Annotated in this window: 23 protein-coding genes; 11 read left to right on the top strand and 12 right to left on the bottom strand. The window is 69.1% G+C overall.

The features are described 5' to 3' along the window. Window positions 1-6 precede the first annotated feature (6 nt). Both NQK81_RS38050 and ctaC read right to left on the bottom strand, forming a co-directional pair. Entirely contained in the window at window positions 7-426 is a 420-nt protein-coding gene (locus NQK81_RS38050) for a cytochrome c oxidase subunit 4 (RefSeq protein ID WP_126733782.1), read from the bottom strand. Between the two features lie 40 nt (window positions 427-466). Next, a complete protein-coding gene (gene ctaC / locus NQK81_RS38045; RefSeq protein ID WP_371878829.1) occupies window positions 467-1405 on the bottom strand; it encodes an aa3-type cytochrome oxidase subunit II in 939 nt (312 codons plus the stop codon). Window positions 1406-1597: 192 nt separating this feature from the next. Here ctaC and asnB point away from each other — a divergent pair, with 192 nt between their 5' ends. Both asnB and NQK81_RS38035 read left to right on the top strand, forming a co-directional pair. After that, window positions 1598-3532 carry an asparagine synthase (glutamine-hydrolyzing) gene (asnB, locus tag NQK81_RS38040; protein ID WP_257485328.1) on the top strand — a complete coding sequence of 645 codons (1935 nt, stop codon included), beginning with the start codon at window positions 1598-1600 and terminating at the stop codon, window positions 3530-3532. Between the two features lie 56 nt (window positions 3533-3588). Then, a complete protein-coding gene (locus tag NQK81_RS38035) occupies window positions 3589-4242 on the top strand; it encodes an alpha/beta fold hydrolase (protein ID WP_257485327.1) in 654 nt (217 codons plus the stop codon). 59 nt (window positions 4243-4301) lie between these two features. Here NQK81_RS38035 and NQK81_RS38030 read toward each other — a convergent pair whose 3' ends face one another. Then, a complete protein-coding gene (locus NQK81_RS38030) occupies window positions 4302-5291 on the bottom strand; it encodes a carbohydrate kinase family protein (protein ID WP_257485326.1) in 990 nt (329 codons plus the stop codon). Between the two features lie 141 nt (window positions 5292-5432). Here NQK81_RS38030 and NQK81_RS38025 point away from each other — a divergent pair, with 141 nt between their 5' ends. Continuing rightward, a complete protein-coding gene (locus tag NQK81_RS38025) occupies window positions 5433-5621 on the top strand; it encodes a hypothetical protein (RefSeq protein ID WP_257485325.1) in 189 nt (62 codons plus the stop codon). 72 nt (window positions 5622-5693) lie between these two features. On the opposite strand, the gene NQK81_RS38020 is transcribed toward NQK81_RS38025, so the two are convergent. Beyond that, on the bottom strand, window positions 5694-6071 hold the full coding sequence (locus tag NQK81_RS38020; RefSeq protein ID WP_016336060.1) for a HesB/IscA family protein: 378 nt from the start codon (window positions 6069-6071) through the stop codon (window positions 5694-5696). A 143-nt stretch (window positions 6072-6214) separates the two neighbouring features. Between NQK81_RS38020 and NQK81_RS38015 the strand changes: the two genes are divergently transcribed. Both NQK81_RS38015 and NQK81_RS38010 read left to right on the top strand, forming a co-directional pair. Then, window positions 6215-6871: a DUF3043 domain-containing protein gene (locus NQK81_RS38015; RefSeq protein ID WP_257485324.1), complete on the top strand. Its 657-nt coding sequence runs from the start codon at window positions 6215-6217 to the stop codon at window positions 6869-6871. Window positions 6872-6926: 55 nt separating this feature from the next. Further along, the gene (locus tag NQK81_RS38010; protein ID WP_257485323.1) at window positions 6927-7916 is read left to right on the top strand and encodes an aldo/keto reductase family protein; all 990 of its coding nucleotides are present in this window, start codon (window positions 6927-6929) and stop codon (window positions 7914-7916) included. A 67-nt stretch (window positions 7917-7983) separates the two neighbouring features. Here the strand turns inward: NQK81_RS38010 and NQK81_RS38005 are convergent, their stop codons facing one another. From NQK81_RS38005 to NQK81_RS37995, 3 genes are read right to left on the bottom strand one after another with little or no spacing between them, the layout of a single operon-like run. Continuing rightward, window positions 7984-8211, bottom strand: coding sequence for a hypothetical protein (locus tag NQK81_RS38005; RefSeq protein WP_039795309.1), 228 nt, complete (start codon window positions 8209-8211; stop codon window positions 7984-7986). Continuing rightward, entirely contained in the window at window positions 8204-9055 is an 852-nt protein-coding gene (locus tag NQK81_RS38000) for a phosphoribosylaminoimidazolesuccinocarboxamide synthase (RefSeq protein ID WP_034321413.1), read from the bottom strand. The genes NQK81_RS38005 and NQK81_RS38000 overlap by 8 nt, the downstream gene beginning before the upstream one ends. Next, on the bottom strand, window positions 9052-9801 hold the full coding sequence (locus NQK81_RS37995; protein ID WP_192741087.1) for a GntR family transcriptional regulator: 750 nt from the start codon (window positions 9799-9801) through the stop codon (window positions 9052-9054). Before NQK81_RS37995 ends, NQK81_RS38000 begins: the two co-directional genes overlap by 4 nt. A gap of 170 nt (window positions 9802-9971) precedes the next feature. Here NQK81_RS37995 and NQK81_RS37990 point away from each other — a divergent pair, with 170 nt between their 5' ends. Beyond that, window positions 9972-10376 (top strand): hypothetical protein, encoded by a 405-nt coding sequence (locus tag NQK81_RS37990; protein ID WP_257485322.1) that lies wholly within the window; start codon window positions 9972-9974, stop codon window positions 10374-10376. Here the strand turns inward: NQK81_RS37990 and NQK81_RS37985 are convergent. Continuing rightward, on the bottom strand, window positions 10373-11041 hold the full coding sequence (locus NQK81_RS37985) for an IspD/TarI family cytidylyltransferase (RefSeq protein WP_126733841.1): 669 nt from the start codon (window positions 11039-11041) through the stop codon (window positions 10373-10375). The genes NQK81_RS37990 and NQK81_RS37985 overlap by 4 nt on opposite strands. 93 nt (window positions 11042-11134) lie before the next feature. On the opposite strand from NQK81_RS37985, the gene cobT reads away from it, so the two are divergent. Next, entirely contained in the window at window positions 11135-12211 is a 1077-nt protein-coding gene (cobT, locus tag NQK81_RS37980) for a nicotinate-nucleotide--dimethylbenzimidazole phosphoribosyltransferase (RefSeq protein WP_257485321.1), read from the top strand. 288 nt (window positions 12212-12499) lie between these two features. Here the strand turns inward: cobT and NQK81_RS37975 are convergent, their stop codons facing one another. Then, window positions 12500-13603 carry a branched-chain amino acid aminotransferase gene (locus tag NQK81_RS37975; RefSeq protein WP_257485320.1) on the bottom strand — a complete coding sequence of 368 codons (1104 nt, stop codon included), beginning with the start codon at window positions 13601-13603 and terminating at the stop codon, window positions 12500-12502. Window positions 13604-13720: 117 nt separating this feature from the next. Here NQK81_RS37975 and NQK81_RS37970 point away from each other — a divergent pair, with 117 nt between their 5' ends. After that, the gene (locus NQK81_RS37970) at window positions 13721-14041 is read left to right on the top strand and encodes a hypothetical protein (protein WP_257485319.1); all 321 of its coding nucleotides are present in this window, start codon (window positions 13721-13723) and stop codon (window positions 14039-14041) included. Here the strand turns inward: NQK81_RS37970 and NQK81_RS37965 are convergent. Together NQK81_RS37965 and NQK81_RS37960 are read right to left on the bottom strand one after the other, a co-directional pair. After that, entirely contained in the window at window positions 14038-14664 is a 627-nt protein-coding gene (locus NQK81_RS37965; RefSeq protein ID WP_257485318.1) for a ribonuclease FAU-1 family protein, read from the bottom strand. The two genes, NQK81_RS37970 and NQK81_RS37965, sit on opposite strands and share 4 nt — an antisense overlap. After that, window positions 14657-15511, bottom strand: a complete 855-nt coding sequence (locus tag NQK81_RS37960) for a hypothetical protein (protein ID WP_257485317.1) — start codon at window positions 15509-15511, stop codon at window positions 14657-14659. Before NQK81_RS37960 ends, NQK81_RS37965 begins: the two co-directional genes overlap by 8 nt. A 133-nt stretch (window positions 15512-15644) precedes the next feature. On the opposite strand from NQK81_RS37960, the gene NQK81_RS37955 reads away from it, so the two are divergent. Next, complete coding sequence (locus NQK81_RS37955; RefSeq protein ID WP_257485316.1) at window positions 15645-17147, top strand: leucyl aminopeptidase; 1503 nt, start codon at window positions 15645-15647, stop codon at window positions 17145-17147. Between the two features lie 83 nt (window positions 17148-17230). Beyond that, window positions 17231-18214 (top strand): SMI1/KNR4 family protein, encoded by a 984-nt coding sequence (locus tag NQK81_RS37950; protein ID WP_257485315.1) that lies wholly within the window; start codon window positions 17231-17233, stop codon window positions 18212-18214. Window positions 18215-18421: 207 nt separating this feature from the next. Here NQK81_RS37950 and NQK81_RS37945 read toward each other — a convergent pair whose 3' ends face one another. Continuing rightward, a complete protein-coding gene (locus NQK81_RS37945; RefSeq protein ID WP_034324128.1) occupies window positions 18422-18766 on the bottom strand; it encodes a hypothetical protein in 345 nt (114 codons plus the stop codon). Window positions 18767-18980: 214 nt separating this feature from the next. On the opposite strand from NQK81_RS37945, the gene lpdA reads away from it, so the two are divergent. Next, window positions 18981-20354: a dihydrolipoyl dehydrogenase gene (gene lpdA, locus NQK81_RS37940; protein ID WP_126733821.1), complete on the top strand. Its 1374-nt coding sequence runs from the start codon at window positions 18981-18983 to the stop codon at window positions 20352-20354. Window positions 20355-20397 lie beyond the last annotated feature (43 nt).

Genomic DNA, 20397 nt, shown 5'->3' with positions numbered 1-20397 from the left:
AAGACGTCACTCGTGGTTCGGGCCCGTGTGGTACTCGAACACCAGCCCGCCGATGGCGACGATCACCAGGCCCAGCGCGATGATCAGCAGCCAGACGTGGAAGAACGCGAGCGCGACACCGGTCAGCGCGGCGGCCGCCGCGAGACCGACCGGCCAGTAGCTGCCGGGGCTGAAGAAGCCCAGCTCACCGGCGCCGTCGCTGATCTCGGCGTCTTCCCGGTCCTCCGGCCGCGGCTCGATGCGCCGCGCCACGAACTGCAGGTAGCTCCCGGCCAGGAAGGCCAGGCCACCGGTGAGGATCAGGGCCACCACACCGACCGGCTCGACGCCGTCCCGGGTCATCGTTCCGGTCATGTACGCGTAGATACCCGCCACGACGACGGAGAAGACCGCGACGAGGAAGAAAATCCGTCCTTCGACCTTCATGGACGTTGCCTCACTCCTGTTTCGGGCTCGAACAGCCGGGTCAGTTGGACGCGACCCGCGCGGTGCGGTCGGTGTTGAACGGGGTGGTGGTGACGGCGTAGGGCGAGCACAGCTCGCCGCAGTTCATCGCCGTCAGCGCCTCGGAGGCGGTGTTCGGCTTGCCGCTCTTCGGGTTCACCGTGCCGCGGAGCTGGATGTACTGCGCGTACTTGTCCGGCGAGAGCGCCCTGACCTCGAAGTTCATCCCCGAGTGGTAGGTGCCGCACAGTTCGGCGCAGCGGCCGACGAACGACCCTTCCTTGTCGATCGAGTTCTGGAAGGTGAAGTCCTGGTTGTTCTTCTCCGGGTCCGGCATGACGTCCCGCTTGAAGTGGAACTCCGGCACCCAGAACGAGTGGATGACGTCGGCCGACCGCAGGTTGTACTGGATCGTCTTGTTCGTCGGCAGGACGAGCAGCGGGATCTCGGTCGAGCTGCCGACCGTGGTGATCTCGGGGTCGTCGTGGTTCTTGGAGTCGCTCTTGTACTTGAACTCCCAGTTCCACTGGAACGCGACGATGTCGACCGTGACGTCCGGGTTCTCCGTCTCGGCGAGCACGCGGTTCTCGGTGGTCGCGGTGAAGAAGAACAGCACGCAGACCATGATCGTCGGGACGACGACCGTGAAGATCTCCAGCGGGATGTTGTACTGGAACTGACGGGGCAGTTCCTCCTCCGCGCCGTCGGCGGTCTTCTTCTTGCGGTGGAAGATCGCGGTCCAGAAGATCAGCGCCCAGACGATGGCGCCGACGACCAGTGCGGCGATGACGGTCCACGTCCACAGCGTGCGCATGTCGTGCGACTGCGGGGTCACCCCGGCAGGCCAGCCGAAGCGGAGGATCTCTTCCCCGGAACAGCCCGTCGCAGTCAGCATCACCAGCACGGCGAGCGCGACGACGCGACCAGACCGCTTTACTGGGGTGCGCTCTGGATTTCCCACTGCGCCTTGCCCTTTCACCCAGAGCCTCCTCGACCGATCTTCGTGACAGGCGGAGCCTAGCCGAGTTGCGGCGCCGCGCTGACCAAGGGGTGACCACAACACGCGTATCCCCCACCACATCCGGGTGTACACACCCACCGGCATACTGGGCCCTTCTCCCCGCTCGGCCAACAAGAGGTGTGTGAACTAGACGTGTGCGGCCTGCTTGGACTGATCTGTTCGACCGAAGCCGACGCTGCGAGCGCCCGTGACGCCGTCGACGCGGCCATGCGCTGCCAGCGGCACCGCGGCCCCGACGAGCACGACACCTGGGCCGACGCCGAGGTGGTCTACGGCTTCAACCGGCTGGCCTTCATCGACGTCGACCACGCCCACCAGCCGCTGATCTGGGGTCCGCCGGAGGCCCCCGAGCGCTACACGCTGAACTTCAACGGCGAGATCTACAACTACAAAGAGCTGCGCGACGAGCTGGCCGCCGAGCACGGTGCGAAATTCGCCACAGAGGGTGACGGCGAGGCGATCGTCGCGGCGTACCACTACCTCGGCGACGACGCGGTGAAGAAGCTGCGCGGGATGTTCGCCTTCATGATCTGGGACTCCCAGGAGAAGGTCGTCTTCGGCGCGCGCGACCCGTTCGGCATCAAACCGCTGTTCTACTCCGCCGGCCCCGGCAAGGTCGCCTTCTCCAGCGAGAAGAAGAGCCTGCTGGAGCTTTCGAGCGTGCTCGGGGTCAAGGACGAGCTGGACAAGACGGCCCTGCAGCACTACCTGGTGCTGCAGTACGTGCCGGAGCCCGAGTCGATGCACACCGGCGTCCGCCGGGTCGAGTCCGGCACGTCGTTCCGGGTCGTCCCCGGCGGCGACGTCGAGTTCACGCGCTACTTCCACCCGCAGTTCAACGCCAAGCCGGTCAACAGCCAGGCCGAGGCCGACGAGCTGTACGAGCGCATCGCCGATGTGATGCGCGACTCGGTCGGCAAGCACATGATCTCCGACCCGGACGTCACGGTCGGCGCGTTCCTCTCCGGCGGTATCGACTCCACCGCGACCGCGACGCTGGCCAAGGAGCACAACCCGAACCTGATCGCGTTCACCACCGGATTCGAGCGCGAGGGCTACTCCGAGGTCGACGTCGCCGCCGAATCGGCCGCCGCGATCGGCGTGAAGCACGTGGTCCGCACGGTGTCGGCGGACGAGATGATGGAGGCGCTGCCGCTCATCGTCTGGTACCTCGACGACCCGGTGGCCGACCCGGCGCTCGTGCCGCTGTGGTTCATCGCCCGCGAAGCGCGCAAGCACGTCAAGGCGGTGCTGTCCGGCGAAGGCGCCGACGAGCTCTTCTGCGGCTACACGATCTACAACGAGCCGATCTCCCTCGCGCCGTTCGAGAAGATCCCCGGCGGGATGCGGAAGATCATCGGCAAGGTCTCCACGAAGATCCCGGAGGGCACCCGTGGCAAGGACCTGCTGCGGCGCGGGGCGCTGCCGCTGGAGGACCGCTACTACGGCAATGCGCGCAACTTCCGCGACGACCAGCTCCGCAAGGTGCTGCGCACGTACGAGGAGGGGATCGGTTTCAAGGACGTCACCGCGCCCTGGTACAAGATCTCCGAGAACTGGGACCCGGTCGCGCGGATGCAGCACGTCGACCTCTACACCTGGCTGCGCGGCGACATCCTGGTCAAGGCCGACAAGGTGACCATGGCGAACTCGCTGGAACTGCGCGTGCCGTTCCTCGACGCCGAGGTGTTCAAGGTCGCCTCGACCATCCCGCTCGACCAGAAGCTCGCGCACGGCACCACGAAGTACGCGCTGCGCCAGGCGCTGGCGAAGATCATCCCGGGACACGTGCTGAACCGGCGCAAGCTGGGCTTCCCGGTGCCGATCCGGCTGTGGCTGCGCAACGAGATGTACGACTGGGCCAAGGGCATCATCTCGGACTCGCAGACCGACGCGCTGCTCGACAAGAAGGCCGTCCTGGCGCTGCTCGAAGAGCACAAGGCCGGGCAGCTCGACCGCAGCCGTCAGCTGTGGGCGCTGCTGGTGTTCATGCTGTGGCACGGCATCTTCGTCGAGAACCGCATCAAGCCCGAGGTGCCGGAACCCGTCTACCCGGTGAAGCTCTAGTCACGACTCGTGATGCTGGCCTTCACCGTTCATCCGGTGGAGGCCAGCATGGAGCGATGGACTTCGTCCTCGTGCACGGCACGACGCAGAGCCCGGCGAGCTGGGACCGCGTGGTCAAGTTGCTCACCACCGCCGGGCACCGCGCGATCGCCGTGGACCTGCTGACCCCGGTGGAGCTGCCGGTCGAGGGCTACGCGCAGCACGTGCGGGAGCAGTACGGCGGCGGGCGCCCGGTCGTCGTCGCCCATTCCGGATCCGGGGTGCTGCTTCCCGCGATCGCCGAAGCGCTCGACGCGCGGGCCATGGTGTGGGTCGCCGCCTACATCCCCGATTTCGACGGCGGCCGGAGCCTGCGGGACGAGGCGCGGGACGTGCTCGAACCGGACTGGATCGGCGTGGACCCGGCCGCGGATCCCGCTAAGGCGTCGGAATTCCTCTTCCACGACTGCGATCCCGAGACCGAACGGCGGGCGCTGGACAGCGTGCGCTTGTTCAACCCCGCGGTACTCGCCGAACATCCCGCCGGGGCCGCGCCGGAGATCCCGTCGACGGTGATCGTCCCCACGCGGGACCGGACTTTGAAACCGGAGTGGATGCGGCGTGCCGCCCGGGAGCGGCTCGGGGTCACCGCGATCGAGATCGACTCCGGGCACTGTCCGCAGCTGTCCCGCCCGGCCGAACTCGCCGCCATCCTGACCCATCGCGCGTGAAGGCCCCCTTCCCTCGGCTCAGCCGAGGGAAGGGGGCCTTCACGCGCTATAACGCAGCCTCAAGCAGGCAGGATCGCCGCGATCTCCTCGGCGGACTCCGGCCCGAAGGCCTCCTTGAGGCGGCCCAGGACGTCGGCGCGGTCGAAGGACCATTCCTGCGTGCCCACGGTCTCCAGCACCAGCACGGCGATCAGCGAACCCAGCTGCGCCGACCGCTCCAGGCCGAGCCCGCCGTCGATACCGGCGATGAACCCGGCGCGGAAGCCGTCGCCGACGCCGGTCGGGTCGACCTTGCCGCGTTCCGGGACGGCGCCGATCTGCAGCGCGAGGCCGCCCTTGCCGACGATCTCGACGCCCTTCTCCCCGAGCGTGGTGATCCGCATGCCGACGCGGTCGAGGACGTCCGCCTCGGACCAGCCGGTCTTCTGCAGCAGCAGTTCCCATTCGTAATCGTTGCTGAACAGGTACTTCGCGCCCTCGATGAAGGCACGCACCTGCGCGCCGTCCATCCGGGCCAGCTGCTGCGAGGGGTCGACGGCGAAGGGGTAACCGCGCTGGCGGCACTCCTCGGCGTGGCGGACCATGCCTTCGGGGTCGTCCGGGCTGATCAGCACGAGCGACAGCCCACCGGCGTGCGCGGCGACCGGCTCCAGCTCGATGTTGCGGGACTCCGCCATCGCGCCGGCGTAGAAGGTGGCGATCTGGCAGAGGTCCTCGTCGGTGGTGCAGACGAAGCGGGCGGTGTGCGCGACCTCGGAGACCAGCACCCCGGCGGTGTCGACGCCGTGCCGCTCGAGCCAGGACCGGTAGTCGGCGAAGTCCGAGCCCACCGCGCCGACCAGGATCGGGCGCTTGCCCAGCACACCGAGCCCGAAGGCGATGTTCGCGCCGATCCCGCCCCGCCGGACGACGAGGTCATCGGCCAGGAAGCTCAGGGACACCCGGTGCAGCTGCTCGGCGATGAGCTGCTCGGCGAACCTGCCTGGGAAGTGCATGAGGTGGTCGGTTGCGATACTGCCGGATACCGCGATCCTGGCGTTGTCTGCCACCGGTTCTCCTTGGTCGGTCGGCCCCGCCGAGGCGAGGACGGCTAAGTTACCCGCAGGTCATGCCCCATACGGGTTGCTTCGGGCACGGCCATCAACACTACCGGTTGGTAGTGGTGTCCTACTCGCACACGAGTCATTAGCTTGTCGTTCGTGACCACTTCCACGTATCACCTCGAACCGGAATCGATCAGCGAACTCATCGCCGACTGTGCCGGCATCCCGGCGTCCCTCCAGGCCGAGAACCTGCCCCTGCCCCGGCAGATCGCTCCGCCGTGGACCGTGGACGAGCGGTGCCTCGCCCAGGTGGCCGATCTGGACGCCTACGTCTGATCCCGTTCCGGGCATGAAGAAGGGCCGCGACCTGGGTGAGGTTCGCGGCCCTTCTTCATGCCTCGACGCGGATCAGTGGAAGCTGTCGCCGCAGGCGCAGCTTCCGGTCGCGTTGGGGTTGTCGATCGTGAAGCCCTGCTTCTCGATCGAGTCGACGAAGTCGATCACGGCGCTGGACACGTACGGCGCGCTCATCCGGTCGACGGCGACGCGGAGGCCGTCGAAGTCACGGAACAGGTCACCGTCGAGCGTGCGCTCGTCGAAGAACAGCTGGTAGCGCAGGCCCGCGCACCCACCGGGCTGGACGGCGATGCGCAGGTGCATGTCGTCGCGGCCCTCCTGCTCGAGCAGGGCCTTCGCCTTGCTGGCGGCGGCGTCGGTCAACGTCACGCCGTGGGTCTCCTCGGCGGTTTCGGCCTGAGCTGCGGCTGCCTGCTCAGCGGTCGTCATGGTTCTCCCTCTGGTCGAACTCGCTGCGGGTACTCGTCTTGCACATGGTCCAACACGTCGGAGTCCCGATCTGTTCCCCACCATGGTGACATATCGCTCGGCCTGGTGCGTGGGACCGTGACGCCCGCGACTACCCTGGTGGGGTGAGGTTCCTGCGCCGTAGCACCACAGACTCCGCCACGACGGACACCGAGGCCCCCGGCGACGAGGCCGTCGAGGTCCAGGCCAAGTCGTACACGCCCGGAAAGGGCAAGGCCACGCCCAAGCGGCGTGAGGCCGAGGCCAAGCGCCGCGGCCCGGTGGCGCCCCCGCCGACCACCATGCGGGAGGCGATGAAGCGCAATAAGGAGCTCCGGAAGTCCGCGAAGGCCGACCCGGAGTACAAGCTCAAGCAGCGCAACGCCGCCAAGGAACGCCGTGAGCGGATGATGGCGGGCGAGGACAAGTACCTGCTCCCCCGTGACCGCGGCCCGGTCAAGGCCTACATCCGCGACCTGGTCGACTCGCGGCGCAACCTGCTCGGCCTGTTCATGCCGCTGGCGATCCTGGTGTTCGTCGCGCTGATCCTGCCGTACCCCGAGGTCCAGCGGTACGCGACGCTGCTGTGCACCGTGATGCTGCTCGGCATGATCGTCGAGGGCTTCCTCAGCGGGCGGCGGATCGCGAAGATGGTCCGCCTGAAGTTCCCGAACGAGACGATCAAGGGCACGTCCGTCGGCTGGTACTCCTTCATCCGCGCGAGCCAGATCCGCAAGCTGCGGGTCCCGAAGCCGCGCGTGAAGCCCGGCGACAAGGTCTGATCTGCAGAAACCCGGGTCGTTAGCGTGGCTAACGGCCTGGGGTAGAGTCGTGCGCATGGAGTTTCGACGACTCGGCCGCAGCGGCCTCAATGTCAGTGAGATCTCGTACGGCAACTGGCTCACCCACGGGTCCCAGGTGGAAGAGGACCAGGCCCAGGCCTGCATCAAGGCGGCGCTCGACGTGGGCATCACCACGTTCGACACCGCCGACGTCTACGCGAACACGGCCGCCGAATCGGTACTCGGCCGCGGCCTGAAGGGCCTGCGCCGCGAAAGCCTGGAGATCTTCACCAAGGTCTACTGGCCGACCGGCCCCAAGGGCCCGAACGACCAGGGCCTCGGCCGCAAGCACATCATGGAGTCGGCGCACGCTTCGCTGAAGCGGCTCGGCACCGACTACGTCGACCTCTACCAGGCGCACCGCTTCGACCGGACCGTCCCGCTCGAAGAGACCTTCCTCGCCTTCGCCGACCTCGTCCGCCAGGGCAAGGTGCTCTACGTCGGCGTCTCGGAGTGGACCGCCGAGCAGATCACCCAGGGCGCGGCGATCGCCCGCGAACTGAAGGTGCCCCTCATCTCGAACCAGCCGCAGTACAACGCGCTGTGGCGGGTCATCGAGGCGCAGGTCGTCCCGGCGTCCGAACGTGAAGGGCTCAGCCAGATCGTCTGGTCGCCGATCGCACAGGGCGTGCTCACCGGCAAGTACAAGCCCGGTCAGCCGCTGCCCGAGGGCTCCCGCGCGACCGACGAGAAGGGTGGCGCCAACATGGTCGCCCGCTTCCTCAACGACGACGTCCTCGAGCGCGTCCAGCGGCTTCAGCCGATCGCCGACAAGGCGGGTCTGACGATGGCCCAGCTGTCCGTGGCGTGGGTGCTGCAGAACCCGAACGTCGCCTCGGCGATCATCGGCGCTTCGCGGCCGGAGCAGGTGCACGAGAACGTGAAGGCTGCCGGCGTGAAGCTGGACGCGGATCTGCTCGCCGCGATCGACGAGGCCCTCGACGGCGTCACCGAGACCGACCCGACGCTGACCCGCTCGCCCTGATCCCCCACGGTTGGCCGGCTGAATGCGGACGCTTTTCCCGCATTCAGCCGGCCAACCGCGACAGAGGTCAGTCGCCGTGCACCCGGGACTGGTACGCGATCTGGCCGTCGAGGTCGAGGGCGTCACCGGGGGCGCGCAAGGGATCGATGCCCAAGCCCCGCAGCAACCTGCTCGCGCCGGCGACCCGGTCACCGGTCCGGCCGTCGAGCCGTTCCGGCCGGTGACCCCGCTGGATCAGCAGGCCCTCGACGTCGTCGATCAGCCGGTACGGGTCGTAGACCTGCTGTTCAGGCATGACCACCACCGGGAATCCAGGTCTTCCCGGTGATCCTTTCGTAGACCTCGGTGTAGCGCTTGCGGGTCGCCTCGACGATCTCGTCCGGGATGGCCGGCCCGGGCGGCGTCTTGTCCCAGCCGGTGGTCGTGGACCAGTCGCGGACGAACTGCTTGTCGAACGCGTGCTGTGTGCGGCCGGGCTCGTACTCGTCGGCGGGCCAGAACCGCGACGAGTCCGACGTGAGCACCTCGTCCCCGAGCGTCAGCACACCGTCGGCGTCGAACCCGAATTCGATCTTGGTGTCGGCGATGATGATGCCGTTCTTCGCCGCGTGCTCCGCACCCTTGGTATAGACCTCCAGCGTCAGCTCGCGGAGGCGGTCCGCGGTCTCCTTGCCGATCTCGTTCACGACGTCGGCGAAGGTCATGAACTCGTCGTGGCCGGTGTCGGAGATCTTCGTGGTCGGCGTGAAGATCGGCTCGGGCAGCTTGTCCGCCTCGACGAGACCGGCGGGCAGTTCGACGCCGGAAACCTTGCCGTCGCGCCGGTATTCGCGCATTCCGAGGCCGGTGAGATAACCGCGCGCGATGCACTCGACCTGGATCATCTTCAGCGGTTTGCACCGCATGGCGCGGCCGGCGAATTCGGCGGGGACGTCCGTCGTGGAGAGGACGTGATTCGGCACCACGTCGGCCATCTTTTCGAACCACCAGGCGGAAAGCTGGTTCAGCAGCGCGCCTTTGTCCGGGATCGGGGTCGGCAGCGAGACGTCGTAGACCGAAACGCGATCCGAGGCGACGAGCAGAATGTCGCCGTCGATTTCGTAAAGGTCCCGGACCTTACCCGCGTGAATGTGCTTCATGCCCCGTCCTCGATGTTGTATTCGTAGAAAATCCAGTGGTCCGGCAAGGCCGCCGATTCGCCGTACTCGAGTACGTCACCCTCGGCGGACATGAACCTGTTGCGACTCAACAGAATCGCCGAACCTTCGGCCACGCCGAGTTCCGCCGCGTCCTCGGCACCCGCCAGCCCCGCGGCGTGCTGAGAATGAGTCGAGGTCAGAACCCGGCCTGTCCGGTCCGCCACATACTTGACCGTTCCTTCGACGATCCGCACCGGCTCGAAGAGCAACGGGGCCTTCGACGCGACAGCGCCGTCGAACCACGAGACCGACGTCGACACCGGCCGGCCTTCGCTCGCGTACGTGGTCCTGCGCCGCCGGATCACCGGAGCGCCTTCATCGATTCCGAGCGCGCCCGCCACCCTGTCCGGCGCCGGCAGCAGGCCGGCTTCACGGATTTTCGCGTAGTGGCCCGGCGGATAGACCTTGCCGGTTCGCGCGATCGAGATCGTCCGATCGTGCGCGGAGCGGTGCAGTGTCCTGGTCTGCACCACTGTGCCGACGCCGCGTACCGCGCGCACCAGACCTTCGGCGCGCAGCGTCGAAAGCACCTTCATGGCCGTCGCCATCGCGACGTTCCAGTTCCTGGCTATCTCACGCGCGGACGGGACCGCGTCGCCTTCCTTGAGCCTGCCCGAAACGATGTCGTCGCGAATGTTGCCCGCGATCTGTAGATACGGCGGTTCGGGTCGATCGACGGCGGGCAAGGTGACTCCTCACAAGGTCGCGCGGTGCGCACAAGCGTTCTAGCACACCAATGGGCGAGCACCAAGGATCCTGCTCACACCCCATTATTACGTACTAGTACACATTCTGGACGGTGCTCTAGTACACCTGTTACTCTCCGAGAAGTTCCCGAAACCCGTTGGGGGGCTCGATGAACCATCTGAGCATCGACGAACTGCTCGAAGAGCTTCGAAGACGCAGGTGGGTCGTCTACATCTTCGGCCCCCGGGAGGAACCGGAGGTCTGTGCCGCGGTCTTCCAATGGGACACCTGCGCCGACGTCCTCATCCTCCGCGGCGAGGAACGGGCGAGCGCGTTCCGCGTCACGACGCTCGCCGACACGGATGTCTTCCACCCCGCGCTCGTCTCGTGGCAGTACCACTCCACGGCCGACTGGACCCTGCGCGCCGTGCTCACCATCCCGGCGCCCGGCGACGCCGCCGCGCCGATCCAGCTGCTGCAACCACATCCGGACTGCGTGATCCCGATGGAGGCACGAAGGCCGGTCACGATCCTGCCCGCCATACCGACCAAGGCCGACCAGGGAGATCCCTAACCTCGGCCGATCACCTGCTCGGCGACAACGAGGTCGTGCGGGTAGGTGATCTTGAGGTTCTCCGCGCTGCCCGGAACCCACCGCACCGGCAGCGCGGAGAACCTTTCCATGCACGAAGACGTGTCCGTGCCGACGAAACCCTCGCGCTCGGCCGTTTCGTAGGCTTCGAGCAACGGGGCGGCGCGGAAACCCTGCGGTGTCTGCACCCTGATCGCCCCGGGCAGCGCGCCGGAAACCGTGTCGCCGTCGACCCGCACGATGTCGTCGGCCGCGACGCCGGGCACCGCTCCCCCGTGGCGCCGGGTGGCGGCGAGGACGTCCGCGATCAGTTCCGGCGTGACGAGCGGACGGGCCGCGTCGTGCAGCAGTACCGCGTCGATCTCGCCGCTCTCGATGCGGGAAGCCAAGTGGCGCAAGGCGTTCAGCTCCGAGCCTTGACGCGTCGCGCCACCGTGGACGAGTTCGACCTCGCCCGGATGCGCGGCGAGCACCTCCTGCGCGAGTTCGGTGTCCTGCGGCCGGATGACCAGCACGAGCACGTCGATCCCGGGCACGCGGGCGAAGGCGGCGAGCGACCACGCGACGATCCGTTCGCCCGCCACCGGCAGGTACACCTTGTTGAGCTTGGCGCCGACCCGGGTGCCCGCGCCGCTCGCGAGCACCACCCCGGCGGCCTTCGTCTGAGCCACAGGCAACTCTTGCACAGGCGGGTGGGTAGGTTGGGCCCGGCCACCGAAGCGATCCGAAGGGGCAGGGCGTTGAACGACGAAATCCTCGAGTTCGCCGAAGTCGAGCAGCCTGACGAACACGCGCGCTCGGCGGCGATCGCCCTGCACTCGAAACTGATCAAACCGGCCGGTTCGCTGGGCAGGCTCGAAGAACTGGGCGTATGGGTCGCGGCCTGCCAGGGCCAGTCGCCGCCGCGGCCGTTCACGCGGCCACGGGTCGTGGTGTTCGCCGGGGATCACGGCATCGCGGCGAAGGGCGTCTCGGCCTATCCGAGTGAGGTCACCGCGCAACTCGTCGGCAGCATGCTGACCGGCGGCGCGGCCATCAACGTCCTCGCGGCGTCGGCCGGCGCGAGCGTCCGGGTCGTCGACATGTCCGTCGACAGCGACGCCCCCGCGACGCGGTCGATCGGCGAGTTCAAGGTGCGGCGCGGCTCCGGCTCGATCGACGTCGAGGACGCGCTGACCGACGAGGAGGCGCGTGCCGCCGTCCGCGCGGGCCGGGCGATCGCCGACGCCGAGGTCGACGGCGGGGCCGACCTGCTCATCGCGGGAGACCTCGGGATCGGCAACAGCACGCCCGCCTCGGTGCTGGTCGCGGCGCTGACCGGCAGTGAGCCGGTGGCCGTCGTCGGCCGCGGTTCGGGGATCGACGACAACGCCTGGATGCGCAAGGCCGCGGCGGTCCGGGACGCGCTGCGGCGCGCGCGGACCGTGCTGGCCGACCCGGTCGCCCTGCTGCGCACCGCCGCGGGCGCCGACATCGCCGCGATGGCGGGGTTCCTCGCGCAGGCCTCGCTCCGCAAGACGCCGGTGATCCTGGACGGGCTGGTCGCCTCCGCGGCCGCGCTGGTCGCCGAGGAACTCGTCCCCGGCGCGCGCCAGTGGTGGGCGGCGGGCCAGCGTGGCGGCGAACCCGCGCACGCGCTGGCGCTGGAGCACCTCGACCTGGAGCCGATCCTGGACTTGGACGTGCGCCTCGGCGAGGGGACGGGCGCGGTCGCGGCGCTGCCGCTGGTGTTCATGGCGACGCGGGTGCTGGCGGAGATGGCCACGCACGAGCAGGCCGGGGTGAGCGGGCCGCTGATCGAGGCCCCCGCTTCCTGACACTGACGCCCCCTCCTGGATGTCATGAAAGGGTCGTTCAGGACGTTTCTTGTTCTGAACGACCCTTTCATGACACTGGGGACGGTTCAGCCTCATGGGAGTCCGCTGCCGGCGCACACGTCGCGAAAGCCACTTTCGGGACGTGTGGCGTCGCGAAAGTGGCTTTCGCGACACCGGCCACGACGACCGCGAACAGCCGCGACCGGGCGACCAGCTCAAGTACGTGAAGGCCCCCTTCACTGCGTCTAGCGCAATGAAGGGGGCCTTCACGTACCTGGCGGCGAGGGCTCAGCTCAGCGGGTACATCCAGCCTTCCGGCGCGGGCCGGGTGCCCTCCTGGATCCCGGTCAGCGCGCCGCGCAGCTTCATCGTCAGCTCGCCGGGCTGCCCGCCCGCGACGGAGAACTCGCCGCCCGCGTGCTTCACGTGCCCGACCGGCGTGATGACCGCCGCGGTCCCGCAGGCGAACACCTCGGTCAGCTCGCCGGAAGCCGCCGCCTTCTCCCACTCGTCGGTGGAGACGCGCCGCTCCTCGACCCGGTGCCCGAACGACTTCGCCAGTTCCAGCAGCGACTTGCGGGTCACGCCCGGCAGCAGCGACCCGGTCAGTTCCGGGGTCACGACGCGGGCCTCGTCACCGGAGCCGAAGACGAAGAACAGGTTCATCCCGCCCATTTCCTCGACCCAGCGCCGCTCGACCGCGTCGAGCCACACGACCTGGTCGCATCCCTTCTCCACGGCCTGCGCCTGCGCGACGAAGGACGCCGCGTAGTTGCCCGCGCACTTCGCTTCACCGGTGCCGCCGGGGACGGCGCGCACGTACTCGGTCGAGAGCCAAACGCTCACGGGCTTCACGCCACCGGAGAAGTACGAGCCGGCGGGCGAGCCGATCAGCGCGTAGAGGTACTCGTTCGCGGGCCGGTTGACGCCGAGCCCGGCTTCGGTGGAGATCATGAACGGCCGCAGGTACAGCGACTCGCCCGGCTTCGTCGGCACCCAGCGGCTGTCGACCGCGATCAGCTCGCGGATCGAGTCGAGGAAGGTCTCCACCGGCAGCTGCGGCATGGCGAGCCGCTCGGCCGAGTTACGGAAGCGGATCGCGTTCGCGTCGGGGCGGAACGCCGCGATCGTGCCGTCGGGCTGGCGGTACGCTTTGAGGCCTTCGAAGATCGCCTGGCCGTAGTGCAGCACGGAAGTCGCCGGGTCCAGCGCGAAGGGCGCGTACGGCCCGACGGTCGCCTCGTGCCAGCCCTGCTCGGCGCTCCATTTCACGGTCACCATGTGGTCGGTGAAGTGCAGGCCGAAGCCGGGTGCGGCCAATACGTCCGCGACGCGTTCCGGGCTCGCGGGGCTCGGGTGCGGGAGGTGGGTGAACTGCGTCGAGGTCGTCATGGCTAAGACGATAACGCTTGGTCGGACCCACGTTAGTCGGACGTCCGCATATCTTTACCTCCCTCGATCCGTCCGTCACGACGAACACGGGAGGGTCCTCGCCCCTAGGATGGCGGCGTGACGTACAACCAGATGCAGCCCGCCCACCCGGCCCAGCCGGCCAAGTCCGCCACCCCCGGCGCGGGGGCCGACGTCAAGACCTTCGTGACGGCCGTGCTGCTCACCTTCGGCACCGGCGTGCTGATGATGGACGGCTGGGCCCTGCTCGACAGCGGCTTCGGCGCGTTCCTCGGACTGGTCGCCGGTGGTTTCGGCATCTTCTGGTGGAAGAGCATCCACGGCAAGGTGTTCCCGCGCGAGCTGTCCACCAAGTCGGTGGTCATCCTCACGGTGATCAACGTCGTGCTGGTGCTGCTCCTGCTGCTGCAGGTGAGCTAGAGCAACCCCTCGGGGAGGCCGGGCGCCGGCCAGTCCGGGTCGGGCCGGAAGTCGGTCCACGTGCCGTCGAAGGGGAACCGCCCGGCGTCCGCGAGTGCCCCGATCCGCTCGCCCTCGGCGCGCAGCCGTTCCAGCTGACCGGCGGTGATGCGGCCGGCGAGGACGGCCTCCTCCGCCTCGTCCTCGTCCTTCCACTGCCAGCGTCCGCCAGGCTCGACGGCGACGTCGAGGATGCCGTCGATGCGGTCCGGTCCCGACGGCGTGCGCCCCAGCGGGACCTCGAGGTTGACGTACCAGTTCAGGAAACGGCCGCCGGCGTCGAAGAACCACCAGACCGACGACCATTCGTCGTCGGCGATGCGGCGCAGCGTCGAGGTGTCGCGCCAGAAATCGGCCACGCGCACCCTCGGCACCCGGAACCGCTCCTCGAGCGGCGCCTCGCGGAAGAGCCGCCCGTCGGCGAGCCTGCTGCCGACGATCGGGGTGTCCGCGGGCAGCCAGCCGAGCAGCACGGTGCCGTCGTCGGAGATGACGCGCAGCGGGTGGTGCTGGCCGATCGAGCCGTCCGGTCGCAGGAAGCGTTCGACGACCGTGTCGCCCGGGGTCCAGTGAGGATCACGCACGCCTTGAACGGTACCGACGGGCACGGAACCGTAGAACCAGTTCGGCGAGCGTTCCCACTCCCGCGAGCCCGAGGGCCACGACCGGCCCAGCGAAGGCCGCGGCGACGGCCACGATCAGTCCACAAGCGAGTGTCGCCTTCGGACGTTCCGGGGAAAGCCGCTCGCGGCCGTCGGTGAAGGCGTCCACCGCGACGGGGACGGTCGCCACGGCGGCCACGACGGTCAGCACCGGCAGGAGTGACACCGCGTCGGCCGCGGCGAGGAGCTCGCGGAACGACGTCGCCGAAAGCCCCAGCCGGATCGGTCCCAGCTGGTAGAGCGCGACGGCGGTGATCGCGACGGCCACGGCGCCCACCGCGGCGGCGCGGCCCGCGCCGGGACGGCGGGGCAGCAGGAACGGCAGCAGCACCAGCACGGCGAGGCCCAGTCCGGGCACGGACGGCGGGTCCGGCGCGATGAACTGCGCCAGCGGCGGGATCCCGACGCAGATGGCGATCAGCGACGCGGCGGCGGCCAGCAGCAGGCCGGTGACCCAGCGGGCGGCGTAGTCGCCGAGGCGGACACCCGCCAGGTCGGCGACGGTCACCACGACGGCGAACACCGCGGCGGCGGCTCCCGGTGCGGCTGGGAAGACATATTGGCCGAACGTCGTCGCGAAGACGAGGACCAGACCCAGCCGCGAAACGGAGCCTGCGATCCGGTCGAGCCGGGTGTCGCCAACCGGCGGCAGCAACGCCTCCGCCGCGACGGCGAGCACGCCCGCGATCACGACGGCGACTAGTACCCAGTAATCCGCTCCGGAGGCGCCCGCCGCCAGTGCGATGAGCAGACCGCCCGCCAGCCGCACGCCGTCTCCCTTCCAGTGTCATCCGGTTACCCGATCGGCCCCGCTGTTACCCCAGGTCCCGCTGTCATTAGCATGGCTCACGATCCAACCGGGCGGCCGCCCGGTACCACCGCGAACGCGCGAGGAGCCAGAAGTGACCGTGCCGAAGCTTGCCCTGACCGAGAACGCCGAAGCGGCGCTTGCCAAGACGCGCGCCGACGTCGTCGTCATCGGAACCCTGCAGGGCGAGGACGGTCTGGCCCTCGCCGCCGGTTCCTCCGTGGCCGACGCCGCCTTCGACGGCAAGCTCGCCGACGTCCTCGGCACCCTCGGCGCGTCCGGCAAGGCCGACGAGGTCGTCAAGGTACCGACCTTGGGCAAGCTGTCCGCCGGGGTCGTGCTGGCCGTCGGCCTCGGCAAGGCGGGCGCGGACGGCGTCACCGCCGAGCAGGTCCGCCGGGGCGCCGGTGCCGCCGCGCGGGCGCTGAGCGGGACCGACCGCGCGTTCGTCACGCTGTCGGCGATCGACCTGCAGGCCGCCGTCGAGGGCACCGTGCTCGGCGCGTACTCCTTCACCGAGTACCGCTCCGAGAAGGGTGACGCCCCGGTCGCCAAGGTCGACTTCGTGAGCCCCGAGGAGGGCACCGCCAAGGACCACAAGGCGACGCTGAAGGCCGCCGGCCTGATCGCCGAGTCGGTCATCGTCGCCCGCGACCTGATCAACACCCCGCCGAACGACCTGTTCCCCGCCTCCTTCGCCGACCGCGCGAAGACGCTGGCCGAGGCGAACAACCTCGACTTCGAGGTCCTCGACGAGAAGGCCCTCAAGCGCAAGGGCTTCGGCGGCATCCTCGGCGTCGGCGGCGGTTCGTCGCGGCAGCCGCGCCTGCTGCGCATCGCCTACAAGCCCGCGAAGGCCTCGAAGAAGGTCGCGCTGGTCGGCAAGGGCATCACCTTCGACTCGGGCGGCATCTCGATCAAGCCCGCCGCGAACATGGACCACATGACCTCGGACATGTCGGGCGCGGCCGCCGTGCTCGCCTCCGTGGTGCTGGCCGCGAAGCTGAAGTACCCGCTCGAGGTCGTCGCGCACATCCCGCTGGCGGAGAACCTGCCCTCGGCCACCTCGTACCGGCCGGGCGACGTGCTCAGCATGTACGGCGGCAAGACCGTCGAGGTGCTCAACACCGACGCCGAAGGCCGTCTCGTGCTGGCGGACGCCATCGTGCGCGCGGGCGAGGAGAACCCCGACTACCTGATCGAGACCTCGACCCTGACCGGCGCGCAGGTCGTCGCGCTGGGCAACCGCACCGCGGGTGTCATGGGCTCGGACGAGTTCCGCGACCGCGTCGCCTCGATCGCGCAGGCCACCGGTGAGGGCGGCTGGGCCATGCCGCTGCCCGAGGAGCTGCGCGCCGACCTCGACTCGCGCCTCGCCGACCTGGCCAACGTCACCGGGCACCGCTGGGGCGGCATGCTCGCCGCGGGCATCTTCCTGCGCGAGTTCGTCACCGACGGCCTGCCCTGGGCGCACATCGACATCGCGGGCCCGTCGTTCAACACCTCCGGGCCGTGGGGTTACACCGGCAAGGGCGGCACCGGCGTCCCGGTCCGCACCATCGCCGCGGTCCTCGCGGACATCGCCGCGAACGGCTGATCCTTTTCGCGCGTGAAGGCCCCCTTCCCTCGGCTGAGCCGAGGGAAGGGGGCCTTCACGCGCTTTGTGGCAAGGTCGGTGCCGTGGACAGGGACGCGTATCTCGAAGGCGCGATCAGGGACGTGCTCAGCGGCGACGACGCGGCGCTCGACGACCGGATCGCGCACGCGGCGCTGCTGTTCGCCGCGTCCGGGGCGATGGCGGACGCCGACCGGCTGGTCACACATTGGCACGCGCTCACCGAACGTCCCGTCACGGCGCTGGTCCCCAGCGCCGTGCAGGCCCGCGCGTGGGCGATGCTCTTCGAAGCGCGAGGAGCGCACCCGGACTGGGCCGCGGGGATGATCCCGCTCGATCTCGACGCGGAGGAACGCGCGCACGACGAGTACCTCGCCCGGCGGGTGTCCGATCTCGACGGTCTGCTCGGCGGCTCCCCGATCGGCGAGGCCGTCTCGCATCTCGGGCCGTCGCGCCCGGACCGGTTGCGCGAAGCCGTCGCGCGAGGCGATCTGGACGCCTGGGCGGAGATCGCGTCGCGCCAGGGCCGCCCGGACGTCGCCGTGCTCGCCGCGACCCGGCGTCTCGCGCCGCGGCTCGCCGGCGGCGCGGACCCGCTACGGCTCGGCGGCTGGACCGAAGTGTGCGCCGGGGCGCTGGTCGCGGCGCTGTACGAGCGCTACCCGCCGGACACCGGCTCCTGGCGCGAGATGATCGCGGGCATCCTGCGGCTGCGCGGCGGCGGCACCGCTCCCCCGGCCGCCTCGCTTCGCACCATCGGCGCCGCCGAGGCGCGGCTCGGCCTCCGGCTGCCCGACGACTACCGCGAGTTCCTGCAGACCTGCGACGGCCTGCCCGCCGACGTCGTCTTCCCGCGGCTGCTCGGGACCGCGGAACTCCGCGCGGAAGGCGGTGTCGTCGTGATCGCGGACCCGGCCGTCGTACTGCTGACGGCCGCCGGCGACGAGTGGCGGACGGTCGAGATCGACCCGGCGCTGGGCACGACGGTCCATCCGACGTTCCGGGCGCTGCTGGAGCGGCACTTGCTCCTTTTGGCGCAATCCGCATAGGCGCCGGGCCCGATTCGGTCCGGTCTCTCCGCGGTCGTGTCGTCCGTCCGATCACGCGTGATCGCCGGTGCCGAGCGTCGCGAGTGGATCCCAGGCAACTTCCCGCGGCCGTGTCGCGAAAGCCACTTTCGGGACATCAGACGTCGCGAAGGTGGCTTTCGCGACGCCCTGGATTGCGGCCAGCGTCGTGAGTGGCTTGGACGGGCGTCAGGCTTCGCCGCGCTTCTTCCGCTCGGTGTACTCCCGCATCCGCTTCGGGTAGCCGACCCGCGCCACCTCGTACACCGGGATCGACCGTTTGCGGCCGAACTGCTGAGCCGCGTCCAGGCTCTCGATCCGGCGCCGGGTCCATTCGCCGTCGTGGGCGATCAGGACGACGGTGGTCTCCGTGACGTTGGTCTTGGGCTCGACATAAGCCTCGACGCCGGTCCGTGAAGCGGCCCACTCCTCAAGATGCTTGAAGTCGTTCGAAGAGGCTTTCCGCAGCGTACCGGGCTTCTGCCCGCCTTTAGAGCGCCGGCGCAGCGAGTCGAACAGACCCACTCCGACCACCTCACTTCCCAGTAGCGTCCGGTGCCCATTATCCCGACTCGCATGTGTGCTCACCGTGGCGACCCTGGCGGGCCGTGTCCCGTGGGTCACAGGACGCGGCCTAGGTCGCAGCCTCTCCATACGTAGTGACAAGATGGCAAGTGTCCGCGCGCGCGTATACCGCGCGAAGCGGCGCCAGAGCACCACCCCTACCGCTTGCCGAGGAGTTATTGAAGTGACCGACACCTCCGCCGACCTTGTGATCCTGGGTGGCGGATCGGGCGGCTACGCCGCCGCGTTCCGCGCGGCCGAGCTGGGCCTTTCCGTCACCCTGATCGAAAAGGACAAGCTTGGCGGGACGTGCCTCCACCGAGGCTGCATCCCGACCAAGGCCCTCCTGCACGCGGCGGAGGTCGCCGACGAGACCCGCGACGCCGAGACCTTCGGTGTCAAGGCCGTGCTGGAAGGCATCGACATCGCCGGCGTCAACAAGTACAAGGACGGGATCATCTCGCGCCTGTACAAGGGCCTCCAGGGCCTGGCCAAGGCGCACAAGGTGAACCTCGTCGAGGGCACCGGGACGTTCGTCGGCGGCACGACCGTCGAGGTCGACGGCACCCGCTACACCGGCAAGAACGTCATCCTGGCCACCGGCTCGTACTCGAAGACTCTGCCCGGCCTGGAGCTGGGCGGCCGCATCATCGCGAGCGAGCAGGCGCTTTCGCTGGACTACATCCCGAAGAAGGTCATCGTCCTCGGCGGTGGTGTCATCGGTGTCGAATTCGCGTCCGTCTGGGCGTCCTTCGGCGTCGACGTCACCATCGTGGAGGCGCTGCCCCGCCTGGTCCCGAACGAGGACGAGTACGCGTCCAAGCAGCTCGAGCGCGCCTTCCGCCGTCGCAAGATCGCCTTCAAGACCGGCGTCCGGTTCACCGGCGCCAAGCAGGACGACAACGGCGTCAGCGTGTCGCTGGAGTCCGGCGAGACGCTCGAAGCCGACCTGCTGCTGGTCGCCGTCGGCCGTGGCCCGAACTCGGCCGGGCACGGCTACGAGGAGGCCGGCGTCAAGATGGAGCGCGGCTTCGTCCTCACCGACGACCGCCTGCGCACCAACCTGCCGAACGTCTACGCCGTCGGTGACATCGTCCCCGGCCTGCAGCTCGCGCACCGCGGGTTCCAGCAGGGCATCTTCGTCGCGGAGGAGATCGCCGGCCAGGAGCCGCGCGTGATCGACGAGAGCGGCATCCCGCGCGTCACCTACTCGCACCCCGAGGTCGCTTCGGTCGGCCTCACCGAGTCGCAGGCGAAGGAGAAGTACGGCTCCGACGTCACCACCTTCACCTACGACCTCGGCGGCAACGGAAAGAGCCAGATCCTCAAGACCTCCGGTGGGGTCAAGCTGATCAAGGCTCCGGACGGGCCGGTCGTCGGCGTGCACATGGTGGGCGACCGCGTCGGCGAGCTGATCGGCGAAGCGCAGCTGATCTACAGCTGGGAGGCGTTCCCCGAGGACGTGGCTCCCCTCATCCACGCGCACCCCACGCAGACCGAGGCCCTCGGTGAAGCGTTCCTCGCCCTCGCGGGCAAGCCGCTGCACGTCCACAGCTGACGTCTCACCGTCGAAGAACCAGACCAAGCAAGACATATCAAGG

It is taken from the genome of Amycolatopsis roodepoortensis, assembly GCF_024628825.1.
GTDB classification, from domain to species: domain Bacteria; phylum Actinomycetota; class Actinomycetes; order Mycobacteriales; family Pseudonocardiaceae; genus Amycolatopsis; species Amycolatopsis roodepoortensis.
The sequence above is the reverse complement of the archived record's forward strand: the minus strand, read 5'-3'. Positions and strand labels throughout refer to the sequence as shown.

What these genes read in the sequence shown, in the direction of transcription:
- NQK81_RS37990 (WP_257485322.1), top strand. Translation starts at nt 9,972, where the DNA reads ATGAACCATCTGAGCATCGACGAACTGCTCGAAGAGCTTCGAAGACGC.
- NQK81_RS37975 (WP_257485320.1), bottom strand. Translation starts at nt 13,603, where the DNA reads ATGACGACCTCGACGCAGTTCACCCACCTCCCGCACCCGAGCCCCGCG.
- NQK81_RS38020 (WP_016336060.1), bottom strand. Translation starts at nt 6,071, where the DNA reads ATGACGACCGCTGAGCAGGCAGCCGCAGCTCAGGCCGAAACCGCCGAG.
- NQK81_RS38010 (WP_257485323.1), top strand. Translation starts at nt 6,927, where the DNA reads ATGGAGTTTCGACGACTCGGCCGCAGCGGCCTCAATGTCAGTGAGATC.
- NQK81_RS38050 (WP_126733782.1), bottom strand. Translation starts at nt 426, where the DNA reads ATGAAGGTCGAAGGACGGATTTTCTTCCTCGTCGCGGTCTTCTCCGTC.
- NQK81_RS38035 (WP_257485327.1), top strand. Translation starts at nt 3,589, where the DNA reads ATGGACTTCGTCCTCGTGCACGGCACGACGCAGAGCCCGGCGAGCTGG.
- NQK81_RS38005 (WP_039795309.1), bottom strand. Translation starts at nt 8,211, where the DNA reads ATGCCTGAACAGCAGGTCTACGACCCGTACCGGCTGATCGACGACGTC.
- NQK81_RS38000 (WP_034321413.1), bottom strand. Translation starts at nt 9,055, where the DNA reads ATGAAGCACATTCACGCGGGTAAGGTCCGGGACCTTTACGAAATCGAC.